The organism is Paenibacillus sp. FW101-FHT12H11 (assembly GCF_058790355.1).
Genome location: NZ_JBYTCO010000001.1, coordinates 731,317 through 743,212, shown reverse-complemented (window position 1 = coordinate 743,212; position 11,896 = coordinate 731,317). Strand labels below are relative to the sequence as shown.

At 42.5% G+C, this 11,896-nt stretch carries 7 protein-coding genes and 1 riboswitch; of the genes, 2 read left to right on the top strand and 5 right to left on the bottom strand.

What is annotated here, in order from left to right; all coding sequences use genetic code 11:
* Positions 1-8: 8 nt before the first annotated feature.
* Complete coding sequence (locus tag AC3WTJ_RS03150; RefSeq protein ID WP_492520524.1) at positions 9-473, top strand: VOC family protein; 465 nt, start codon at positions 9-11, stop codon at positions 471-473.
* A 178-nt stretch (positions 474-651) separates the two neighbouring features.
* On the opposite strand, the gene AC3WTJ_RS03145 is transcribed toward AC3WTJ_RS03150, so the two are convergent.
* The 4 genes from AC3WTJ_RS03145 to AC3WTJ_RS03130 all read right to left on the bottom strand — a co-directional run bounded on the left by AC3WTJ_RS03145 (position 652) and on the right by AC3WTJ_RS03130 (position 4,901).
* Positions 652-1,473 (bottom strand): carbohydrate ABC transporter permease, encoded by an 822-nt coding sequence (locus AC3WTJ_RS03145; protein WP_127454895.1) that lies wholly within the window; start codon positions 1,471-1,473, stop codon positions 652-654.
* Complete coding sequence (locus tag AC3WTJ_RS03140) at positions 1,473-2,339, bottom strand: carbohydrate ABC transporter permease (RefSeq protein WP_407868774.1); 867 nt, start codon at positions 2,337-2,339, stop codon at positions 1,473-1,475. The genes AC3WTJ_RS03145 and AC3WTJ_RS03140 overlap by 1 nt, the downstream gene beginning before the upstream one ends.
* 65 nt (positions 2,340-2,404) lie before the next feature.
* Complete coding sequence (locus AC3WTJ_RS03135) at positions 2,405-3,673, bottom strand: ABC transporter substrate-binding protein (protein ID WP_492520523.1); 1,269 nt, start codon at positions 3,671-3,673, stop codon at positions 2,405-2,407.
* Positions 3,674-3,890: 217 nt separating this feature from the next.
* A complete protein-coding gene (locus tag AC3WTJ_RS03130; protein WP_407868776.1) occupies positions 3,891-4,901 on the bottom strand; it encodes a LacI family DNA-binding transcriptional regulator in 1,011 nt (336 codons plus the stop codon).
* A 170-nt stretch (positions 4,902-5,071) separates the two neighbouring features.
* Positions 5,072-5,132: riboswitch (Fluoride riboswitch) on the top strand.
* 95 nt (positions 5,133-5,227) lie between these two features.
* Between AC3WTJ_RS03130 and AC3WTJ_RS03125 the strand changes: the two genes are divergently transcribed.
* The gene (locus AC3WTJ_RS03125; RefSeq protein WP_492520965.1) at positions 5,228-6,508 is read left to right on the top strand and encodes a voltage-gated chloride channel family protein; all 1,281 of its coding nucleotides are present in this window, start codon (positions 5,228-5,230) and stop codon (positions 6,506-6,508) included.
* A 60-nt stretch (positions 6,509-6,568) separates the two neighbouring features.
* Here AC3WTJ_RS03125 and AC3WTJ_RS03120 read toward each other — a convergent pair whose 3' ends face one another.
* The gene (locus AC3WTJ_RS03120) at positions 6,569-11,848 is read right to left on the bottom strand and encodes an S-layer homology domain-containing protein (RefSeq protein WP_492520522.1); all 5,280 of its coding nucleotides are present in this window, start codon (positions 11,846-11,848) and stop codon (positions 6,569-6,571) included.
* Positions 11,849-11,896: the final 48 nt, after the last annotated feature.

The window sequence follows — 11,896 nt, the reverse complement described above, 5'->3', positions numbered from 1 at the left end:
GTGGTTTTATGGCAGCTATTGCCTATTTAAACTTTGATGGAATCGCAGAACAAGCGATTGAATTTTATTCGAAGGCTTTACATGCAACCGAGGTAAAAAAAGTAAGATTCAGCGATCTCCCGCAAGATCCAAACTACCCATTGCCAGAAAATGAATTAACTATGATTATGGAGTCTTCCATCGAATTTGCAGGCGGGAAAATCATGATGTCGGATATATTGCCTTCGATGAAGCGTGTAACGGGCGAGTTGGTTAAAGGCAACAATATCCTGATTACTATCGTTATCGATGATACGCAGCTACTAGAAAATTACTTTGCTAATTTGTCTGTAGGTGGTCATGTTATCATGCCATTATCAGAAATGCCTTGGTCTTCCTGCTTCGGAATGTTGGTTGATAAGTTTGGAGTTGCTTGGAAGTTTAATAGTGACGCAGATAAGTTCCTCGATAAAGTTATTTCCAGCAAACGGTAACTCGCCGCCTCGAGAAGTTGGGGTTAATGAGGGACGAAGGAAGAAGGTTGTACGGTCAATGGAATGATCAAGGACGTCTACTAGATAATTAGACGCTCTAGGCAATTTAGTTGCATGTACGCTCATCAAAAAATGGCAGTGCCCGAAGTAGGGACACTGCCATTTCCTATATCTTTTTCTACTTCACAGCGCCTTGCGTAATTCCATTAATAATCCACTTTTGCGCAATTAGATAGACGATAACCATTGGGGCAAGCGCAAGCAGGTAAGAGGCAAAGGCCAAGTTGAAATCCGTGCTGAATTGCCCTTGAAACACGTACTGCACAAGAGGAAGTGTGTAGGATTCCGGTTTTCCTAAAATAATAAGCGGCAGCATAAAATCATTCCACGTCGACAAGCAGCTTAAAATGGCGATAGTCGCATTGATGGGTGCAAGAAGAGGGAATATAATGCGCCAGAAGGTGCCATACGTGGAAGCACCGTCAACCGTAGCGGCTTCTTCCAATTCAATCGGTATCGTGCGGATATACCCGACATACACAAAAATGTTAAAAGCAAGTCCGTACACGATGTAGAGAATAATTAATCCCGGCATGTTGTTCATATGCAGATTCGTTGTCAGCTTTACAATTGGAAGCATAATAATCTGAAAAGGAATGAACATCGCAGAGATGAAATAAAAATATAAGCCTTTAAAAAACTTGTTGTTCATATTTCTCGCAATCGCATAGGAAACGAGCGAATTGGTCAAGAGTATGAAACCAACGGAACATACAGTGATCACAAAGCTGTTTCCAAAAGCCGTGAAAAAGTCGGTCGCTTCAATGGCATTTGCGAAGTTTTCAACATGCAATCCCGTCGGCAGCGAAAAGACCGATATCGCCATTTCCTCCGGATTCTTTAGAGCAATGGCAACCGCCATATATAAAGGGAACAAAATAAGCAATGATCCCAGTGCGATCAAAGTTGTAACGATCCAGTTCGTGGAGTGTTTGGTCATTATGCTTCCATCTCCCGTTTCTGCAAAAATTTAAGCTGTAGGACAGAGATGACGACAATCACGATAAAGTAAATGACGGCATTCGCGGATTGGTAGGCAAATTCTCCGCCTTGGAAGCCGCCTTGATAAATCAAGAAAGCAATGGACTGCGTTGCGCGACCAGGTCCGCCTCCTGTCAATGCGACGATCTGGTCAAAAACCATCAGGGATCCCTTCATGGCAAGTACCATATTGATCGTGAAAAAGGAGGAGATCATGGGAAACGTAATTTTCCAAAACGTCTGCCATTTGCCGGCCCCGTCCAAAGAGGAGGCTTCATAGATATCTTGTGGAATCGTTTGAAGTCCAGAGAGATATAGAATCGTATTAAATGCTATACCTTGCCATACAGCTACAATCACGATCCCGATCCATGCCCATTGTTCATTCCCCAGGATGTTGGTGGAAAGGAACTCGATTCCTAATTTCTCCCCCATGGTAGGAACAACGTTGGAAAATAGGTAGTTAAAGATATAACTGACAATAAGCACGCCGAGCACGTTAGGGAGAAAATAGACACCCCGGAAGAAATTACGGTATTTGATACGTGAATTAAGACCTAGAGCAATGAGCAAGCTTATTACATTAATGAAAATAGTAACGACGATCGCGTATTTAAATGTAAACAAATAGGAGTTAATGACATTGTCATCCTGAAAAAGGTTAATAAAATTCTTAAAGCCTATAAAATCGTACCCTTCACTATACCCATCCCAATTGGTGAATGCGTAATAAATGCCTTGTAGAGCTGGAAAGGTATGAAAAGCGAAAAACAGCAGCAACGCTGGTATTGCCATACTGTAATACGCCGCTTTTTTTGAAACCATGATGAACCTCCTTTATAAATAGGGAGAGAGCACCTTACGGCGCTCTCTTCTACATGTGTCGGCGCTTACTTGCGGTTAGCAACTTTATCCCACTCGGTATCAAATTGTTTCACATAAGCATTAACATCTTTCTTTTGCAGGTAGCTTTGGATAATCGTATCCGCTTTAACAGCACCAGGAATGTAGTGATCGGAGAAATCCTCAATGGCGCCGCTCGTGAACGAAGCATTCAGATCCTGTACACTGACATCGGTTTGATTTACATTTTTCACGGCAGAGAACGCTTTTTGCTCATCAATGTAAGTTTGAACGTTTTCCGTTTTTAGCATGAATTCAATAAATTTCTTGGCCTCTTCAGGGTGCTTGCTGCTTTTGGAAATGGTCAACAAAGTGTCCACACCGGAAATAACTTTATTTTTAGCCGGATCATTCGTCGCCGGGAATGGGAATACACCCAAATCTATGCTAGGATTAGCTTTTTTGATTTCTGGAATAGCCCATACACCTTGCAGATACATGGCAGATTCACCTTTCGCGAAAGCCGTGTTACCATCGTTATAGCCCTTGCCCATCATATCTTTTTGACCAAAATCCAGAAGCTTTAATTGCTTGTCAGCTACTTCACGGAATTCCGGGCTGTCGAACTTCACTGAGCCCTTGGATCTTTTGTCATAGAAATCAATACCCAAGATGTTAGTTGACAAGGAGTTAAATGGCACCATCACCGTCCAAGAGTCTTTGATCGTCAAATAGATCGGAGTTTTACCGGCATCCTTTACTTTTTGCGCAGTAGCCAGCAATTCATCCCAAGTTTTCGGAACGCTTAGACCCAGTTCTTTAAACATCGTTTTATTGTAAATAACACCACTTGCATTCGCTGTAAAAGGAATCGCGCTCAGTTGATCGCTTCCTGTCAGTTTCTTCAACATGTTTATGTAGGAAGGCTGGATATTGGCTGTCAGAGAATCGTTCGAAAAATCTGCAAATAATCCGCTCTTGGATAGCTGGGCAAACGTATCCGTTGCTCCGAGACCGATAATATCGGGCACATCTTTTTTGGCAACGCGCGTTTTCAGAACCGTTTCCGCATCCGGCGGGTTAACTTGCGTCACGACGATGTTCGGATTCGCATCGTTAAACTTTTTCACCAGCTCATCGAAGGAGGCTTTCGCTTCCGCTTTATTCTGGAAGAACTCGAGTTTGACTTTCTCTCCGGATGCAGCTGAAGTTGCCGGATTGGCAGCAGATTCACTGTTCGTTTTCCCGCCACCACAGCCTGCAAGAACGGAAAGAGCAAGGACGCTTGTACAAATCGTTGTAACTGTTTTTTTCATCGGTGAAACCTCCATTTTATAAAAGAATAAATATGAGTAAGAATAAGCTTCAGTAAGAGTAAACGTTTACTTAAGGGAGAAAAAAAAGAACGAACCAGGTTGCTTCACATCACCACCCATAAGAAATGAGTCTTGTTCAATTTCATGACTCGAAAACCTTCATAAAGCAGCCATTTAGGTTAAACGTTTACTTAAAATTCTGAAAAAGAAGCCCTTTTCAAGGCTTGGATCGCACGGTTTGCCTCTCCACCAATTGATGGCTTACGATGCTGCTCGACACTTGCATTTCACTTTGTTCAATCAAAGAAATCAGCTTTTCTGAGGCCAAACGTCCCATCATTGTCAGCGGTTGATGGATGGTCGTCAGCGGCGGGTAAACCATTCTCGCAAATTTTAAATCATCATACCCTATGATCGAAAGATCATCCGGAATCTTGATCCCTTGTTCAAAGGCATAATTCATGGCTCCGATGGCCATTTCATCGCTAGCCGCGAACACAGCAGTAAAAGGAGGCGCTTCAGTCAGCAGCTTCTTCATAGCATCCCTGCTGCGCTCCAATTGAAAACCGCCAATGGCTACTCGCGATTCGAGGTATTCAATGCCATTGTCAGCCAAAGCCTGACGGTATCCCTCCAAGCGTGGATAACCCGCTATCTGATCCTTAAGCGATCCGCTGATCATGGCGATCTCTCGGTGTCCCTTTTGAATGAGATAGTTGGTCGCATGGTAAGCCGCTTGGCGATCATCGACTTTGACATACGGGATCATATGTTTTTGGGACATTGTATTTACAAGTATAACGGGAACTCGCATTTCCTTGATTGCTTGATAGTATTCATCCTTAAGCACTTCGCTTGTGAAAACAATGCCATCTACCTGCTTCTCCCTTAGAACTTGCAGATACTTCATGGTCCGCTTGCCTTCTTCAGCTGTGTTGCACACAATGACACTGAACCCTTTTTCTTGAGCAGTCTCCTCAATACCATGCAGAATATCGGATGAGAAGCTGCTGGACACATGCGGAAACAAGACGCCAATGGTCTGAGTCCTCTTATTAACGAGCCCTCTTGCTATGGCGTTAGGTTGATAACCCAGCTCTTCCACCGCTTGCATAACCTTCTGTCTGGTTCTGTCCGAATAGCCAGCAAGGTTATGAAGCACCCGGGAAACCGTAGCGACAGAAACATTCGCTGCCTTGGCCACATCTTTAATTGTCGGAGGATTCATACGGTAATTTCCCTACTTTGCATAACATCTAATGGATTACGTAAACGTTTAAGTAGTTTTAGAATAGTCGCCTGTGCAGGATTTGTCAATTAGTTTTTAAATCGCTTACAAAAACTGGACGACACCTTGATATAAATACCGGATATGCGTATACTAATAAAAGCACTAATAATTTTATAGGCGATGGAGTTCGCCATTAACCGCCTTTGCGCTAATAACTCCTACCAGTTTATTTGGCATGAAACTGGTAGGAGTTTTTTGTTTATACCTGCACGATAAAGGAGAGACAGAAGTTGAAACGTTATTTCCAAGGTCATACGTTAAGGATGAAGGGCTATGCAGCAAGGTGGATTCACTTTGGCATCCTTGCTTCCATGCTCAAGTGGATTGTAATTGGTGGACTTGTCGGTATTTTTACTGGTTCTGCGTCTGCCCTGTTCTTGGCGAGTTTGGATTGGGCAACAAACACACGGACGAACCATTCGTGGTTGTTATGGCTTTTGCCTATCGGTGGAGCTGTGGTCAGTTACCTATACGTTACATTCGGCAAAGATTCGTCCAAAGGCAATAACCTCATTTTGGAGCAAATACATGAAGCTAATGGAAAGATTCCTTTCCGAATGGCTCCGCTCGTATTATTTGGAACCCTCATCACCCATTTGTTCGGAGGTTCGGCAGGTCGGGAAGGAACAGCGGTACAAATGGGGGGAAGTTTATCCGAATGGATTGGTAAAGTCCTCAAACTCCATCCACTCGATCGTAAAATCATTTTGATGTGTGGAATAAGCAGTGGCTTCGGCTCTGTTTTTGGCACTCCTCTGGCTGGCACGGTATTTGGCCTTGAAGTTCTTGTCATTGGCCTCATCCGGTACGAAGCACTGATTCCTTGTTTTATTGCAAGTTTCGTAGGGGATAAAGTTACCACATCTTGGGGAATCCACCATCTTCATTATTCCATGGGAGCAGTACCGGATTTTAGTACCCTTCTCCTGTTGAAAATCGTAATGGCATCCGTCTTGTTTGGATTGGCAGGCTTACTCTTCAGTGAATTAACCCATCGTCTAAAGGCACTATTTACGAAAATTTTCAAGAATCCCGTCATAAAAAGTTTTTGTGGAGGATTCGTCATTATCGGAATGGTCTACCTTTTTGGTACTAGAGATTATCTTGGCTTAGGTATTCCTCTGATACAGCAGTCATTCAGCGAGAGTGTGGCCCCTCTTACCTTCTTGCTTAAAACCATCTTTACCTCGGTCACTTTAGGCGCAGGTTTTCAAGGCGGAGAAGTCACCCCATTATTTGCAATTGGCTCGACGCTGGGAAGTTCGCTAGCTCAATACCTACATCTATCTGCCCCATTCCTGGCGGCAATTGGTTTTATCTCTGTTTTCAGCGGCGCAACCAACACGCCTATTGCTTGTTTTATTATGGGCATCGAACTATTCGGAGCGGAAGGTGCCCTGTATATGTTCATCGGCTGTATCATTAGCTTCTTGTTTTCAGGTCACAGCGGAATTTATGCAGCCCAAAGAATCGGTATTTCAAAAAGCAGGAGTGTGGTGATTGATGAGAATGCTACTCTTGGCTCACTTTACAATAAAAAGTAATGTCCGCCGCAAAAAAAGGAAACCCACTCATTTTCGGAGCGGGTTTCCTTTTTATTTCTATTACTTTTTGGACGACATTTTCAAAAGAACCGTAACAGCCTCTGCTCTTGTTGTGTTGGCAGCAGGAACGAATTCGTTCTCTCCTTTACCTTCGATAATACCAAGCTGCTTGATTGCGGCAACTGCACCTTTGGCCCACTGTGGAATATCTTGGTCATCTGCGAAGTTCGTTGTCGTATTCAGATTAGTCGTTAAACTCAGAGCTTTCGCAATCATAGATGCCATTTCAGAGCGTGTAATTTCCGTATCAGGACGGAACGAACCATCCTCATAGCCGCTAATAATGCCGGCTTGTACCGCTTGTGCTACCTCCTTTTGTGCCCAGCTTCCAATTTCGGCCGTATCTGTGAACGTCAGCGGAGCACCTTCTCCTTGTCGTTTAAGCGTATGCATCAGCATGACTGCGAACTCTGCACGAGTCACGGCAAGATTCGGCTTAAACGTCCCGTCTGAATACCCACCCACGATGCCAATACTCACCGCCTGCTTAATATTTAACTCAGCCCAATGCCCCGCGACATCACGAAATGTACTTGTGCTTGTCGAAGGATTCTCTGTTATTACACCTTTATTGTCTACGGCAAGAACAGCATACTTGGTAAAGTGATTGACTTCCACGGAAATGAAATTCCCATGAACTTGACCGCCTGGAACTTCCACCCATTGTTTCTTCTCTTCATCATAATAAAATACAGCTGCTTTTTGATTATTCTTCACGCTTTTTGGATCAAAAGCAAAGGTTAGTGTTACGGATTTACTGAAGTTGTCCGAGAAGTTTTTCAAAAGCTCATACACTGGACTAGCCAGAACCTCTTTATTCTGTAGAAGGTTATCGGTGTCTACTACTTTTTCTATCGTCAATTTTATTTCTTGATCCGATGCATTTTTCGGAATCGAGACCGTGACCGCATCTCCTCCAAAACTAACCTCACCAATTTTACCTACGGGAACTGTTAATTTGCCATCCGTGGAAGTCACCTTGTTGTTATCTGGCATCGGTTGTGAAGAGGAATCCCTGTCTGACGTATGTGACGGCGTCTCCGCTTGAGCCCTGTTTACAGTGATATTGTAGGTGCTGGTTGTCTTACCATCTCCCGCAGTGACCACAACTTGAACAGGGTTAGATCCAACTATTAAACCGGATGAACGATAGGAATGAACATTACCCGACTCAGAAGTTTTTACAGCCCCTGTAACTGTAAGTGTTTCATTTGGTTCTGCTTTGGTCAAATTGAAATTAAGACTTGAAGTTGCGTTTGGAATACTTACCGCATAATTCATTGTCGATGGCGTAAATGCAGGTGATAGCGTACCTTGATCAACTGCCAAATCAGTCAACAGTGCATTATTACTGAACTCTGTTAAGTAAATCGTTAAATTTTTAGTACTTACAGGAACGGTAACAATGCCTTTTTCATGATTAATGACTCCTACCGACGCGTCTAGAATATTGTTCACCATAATCGGTAATTGAACGCTAAAATTAGCCCCGATTGCATCAATTTTTGCTTGATCTAGCTTCGTATTAAATGTAAAAACTAGCTTGTTTTCGTCTCTGACGACGGTGTATCCCACTCTGCCTCCTTGTAGGGCAGGGTAGTTCTGAACATTTGCAACAAGATTTGCATTTTTCGCAGCATCAACAACCCACTCATTAGGAATGCCGCGACCCACGATGATATCATATTTTTTGTTTTGCTCATAAATTCTTTCCGCGATCAGGGAATCAACCAATACTTTGGAGTTGACGGATTGTCCCCACATATGAGGGGCTGATCCACCGCCACCTGGGGTATTATGAACATTCAGGTTATCATTTGTTTTCGCCCATGGACTGTTAGATTCCGGGTAAGCGATACCTTCCCACCAACTGAATGGCCCGCTCATAGAATTTTCAATCATGAACTCGTAGGCTTTAATTCCCATATCTCTATACTTCTCACCACGCAGCGCTGCACTTCCGTAACCAGCATTGTAGGCACTTGAATAGAATCCATGTGGGTAGCCTCCAAAGTTGTAGGGAGAATCCGTTGTTTTTTCATTAACACGTCTGTTTATTCCATATGAATACGTATCATCCAGCATAGTTAAATTGATATTGTCTTCGGGTTGATTAGCTCCATATAAGTATCCATCCCACTGCCATAAACCGAATAAGAACATCGAGGCCCAGTTCGCATCCCTGGAATCATGCATACGGTTTTCATCATTACTTTGTACGACAGAGGCTGGAATATAGTCCAGTTTTTTTTCTGTTATCGTTTGTTGTAGTCTTGCTGTGAATTTTGCTAACAGATCTTCATATTGCGCCTTAGCCCATTCTGCTTCTTTCAAATAATAGTCGTCATGATCTAATCTATATAACTCGCGTGTTATATATTCATAGGCCGTCAATCCTGTTAATGCAGAATAATTATCAATCGTCCAATTGCCATCAGAGTCAATCGCAAGCGTGTTTTTCATGATACCATTAACACGATCGGCTTCAATTCTCTTCGCACCATATTTGATTCTCTTTTCAAACACGGTACCTACCGTCCCATCTTCGGCAGTCATAGATTCTTTAAAGATGGATGTATCACCCGTTTTACTCAAATAAACAGCATACGCCCACGGAAGCTTCCAATTGGCATCCCAATACAGGTCTACGTCGGTTACCCCTGTTTCAATATTGATTCCGCCTGTTAAAGGCACGCTTTTCAAATAATCTTTGGCATGTTGAAAATCTCCGCTTTGTATCAATTGGACCAAAATACCAATCGTATCATGAGAAAATAATCTTGCGTATCCATTCTCCCCAACGTGTAGGAAATTGCCATCTTTGATAATCATAGTATCAATATAGCCAGCTTTAAATGCTTGTGCGAGCTCCTTATTCGGTAAATCAAGATCCACCAAATCAGAGAGTCTTGTTTTCCAGTATGTGCTCATTTCCCGGTAATTTGCGTCAAAGGAACCTTGGCCAATCACTTGTTCCATGGTTAATGAAGTGTAATTCGTTACACCCTCATTAAAGTATTCGTATTTATCCGCCTCAATGGCATAATCTCTGACAACGGACTCTCCAGGATTTACAACATACACATACTTCGTATCATCATTCAATGGAATCAAATTTGAAGATACAACGGGTAAAAGTCTAGTCTCGCTCGAAACATTCGTTGCCGTTATCCGAGAATAGTCAATAACATAATCTTTGTTATCTACCGTATGTTTGTTGCCAAAATTCTCAATTTTGTACTGCACATCATCATTGATAAATTCACTTACATATACCGGTAAGTACCCTTCATTTAAATACCATTTAATATCGCTGGTATCCGTCACACCGAAAGTTACCATTTGTTTTGGGGCAATGGGTCCATGCTGCATCGGACGATTCCCGCCAATTTGATATGAACCGTCCAAGAACGCAAGAGAAGCATTTTTATCCGACTCAAAACCAAAGGCCGCCGTCATGTTTGCATGAGTTTCATATTGATATTTCCCGGATACTTTTAAAGCATCAATCGCATTTAGCACCGCTGAAAATGCTTTGATTTTTTCACTTACTCCTGCATCATTGGTTAATGCCTTGGCTGCTGTAACGGCACTGTTTAAAGCAGTCACTGAACTTTCTGTGTAACCTTTGACAACTGCACGACTAATTGCATCGATTTGGCTAACAAAGCTGGTTATATCCCTGTTTAAAACCAGGCTATCAAATGCCGTTTGCAACTGATTTTGCGCGCCGTCAAGTTCAATTTGGGTTGCATCAAAATTGTTCAGCCATCCTTTGGCGTTAGACAACGCGGTTGTCAATGCAGACCAAGACTGAACCGTGTAAAGCTTACTATTGTACTTACCAATATCCTGTATCAACGTTTGTAAGGAGTTGCGATTTACGGCCGTCTTTTTAATAATCCGCAATATCCCCGTTCCTAGCTGAGCTTCTGAGATGAAATTCCCTGAAACGGTTTTGCCAAAAAACTCTGAGCCGGATTCTTCATTTTTATCCATGACAACCCAGCGGTATTTGCCTGAAACAAGATTATTTTGTGATAAAACAATCGCATAACGTGTGTTATTACCTAGCGTGTAATCGAAATGCACGGTTGTTAAACCGCCATCTATCACACTATCTTTACTGATAGTAACTTCTTTCAGCGGAGAACCAATTGGCAATCCATTACTATTGGTGTTGTAAAGCTTTACAACCAAATCATTCGCATCGCTCGCCATTTGTTTAATGACAAATTGGACATATTCCATTTCATAGCCTTCATTAACCTTAAACGTTTGATATCTGGCCTGTTGATCAACCTCGTCGCCAAAGGCATATTCATTTTTTTCAGTTCCTGTAAAATCGATCATCATATTCGTTTCTTTTTTGGTAAGGGCGGTTTTTGCTGCTATTAGCGCATTTAATGCATCGTTAATTTCTGCTTGCGAAGCATCTGCTTTCTCTAGCACACGATTTGCGTTATCTCTAGCGGCGACAAAGACTTGCCATGATGCATCCGTATATAACTTTTGAGTCCAATCTTTTACGTTGTTATACTCGTTGTGCAAATTAAGTTTATCCGCAATCTCCACGCTGCTGACAGCCAATCCGGAAAAAGACATGTTCCCCCATTGACTGATCGTCTCTGTTTGGAGACCTTCTACTTTTAACTGTACATTCGCGGGTACTTTGATCTGATACTTGTACACCTGTGAGGTTCCGCCTGCACTAATTTTCTTCGTCTCAACCAGCATATTATCCGCATAAATTTTCACATCAACTTTCGCTTGCCACATGCCGATGCCAAACACAACGGTCGACTCCTGAGGTTGCGGCGCTACCGTAAAGGTCCAACCAACATTGTCATAGGTTCCAGGAGTCCTGTTATTAGGGAAAAATACCCCAAACCCTGTATCCTTATTGCCTGTCTCATATCCAGACATTCCGTTATCCCAGGTATACGATAAATAATTAGCATCCGATCCTCTATCCATCTTGCCTTCGAAGCCTGTCGTGTTATCTCCATATACGTTAAATGTAACAGCGTTTGAGTTTGCTTTTTTAATTGGGGTCAGATTATTAGCGCCGTTTCCTTTGAAATGCAACCAATCAACGTTCCCCAGTTGTGATAAATTAAGCGAATATTCCCCGTTTACTTGGCTTTCTATGACATCAAGTGCAGAAGAATTTGCATTGGCATCTTCTGCAAATGCAACAATACCTTGGCCCGTTGGTGCTACAAGCATACAAATGAGCAATAATGCCGATGTGAATTTTTTCAATTTCATTTTCAACATGATAGTCGTCGACCTCCATTACTATTCTCGTAGTTCATCATGAACTTA

What these genes read in the sequence shown, in the direction of transcription:
- AC3WTJ_RS03145 (WP_127454895.1), bottom strand. Translation starts at nt 1,473, where the DNA reads ATGACCAAACACTCCACGAACTGGATCGTTACAACTTTGATCGCACTG.
- AC3WTJ_RS03120 (WP_492520522.1), bottom strand. Translation starts at nt 11,848, where the DNA reads ATGTTGAAAATGAAATTGAAAAAATTCACATCGGCATTATTGCTCATT.
- AC3WTJ_RS03140 (WP_407868774.1), bottom strand. Translation starts at nt 2,339, where the DNA reads ATGGTTTCAAAAAAAGCGGCGTATTACAGTATGGCAATACCAGCGTTG.
- AC3WTJ_RS03135 (WP_492520523.1), bottom strand. Translation starts at nt 3,673, where the DNA reads ATGAAAAAAACAGTTACAACGATTTGTACAAGCGTCCTTGCTCTTTCC.
- AC3WTJ_RS03150 (WP_492520524.1), top strand. Translation starts at nt 9, where the DNA reads ATGGCAGCTATTGCCTATTTAAACTTTGATGGAATCGCAGAACAAGCG.
- AC3WTJ_RS03130 (WP_407868776.1), bottom strand. Translation starts at nt 4,901, where the DNA reads ATGAATCCTCCGACAATTAAAGATGTGGCCAAGGCAGCGAATGTTTCT.
- AC3WTJ_RS03125 (WP_492520965.1), top strand. Translation starts at nt 5,228, where the DNA reads ATGAAGGGCTATGCAGCAAGGTGGATTCACTTTGGCATCCTTGCTTCC.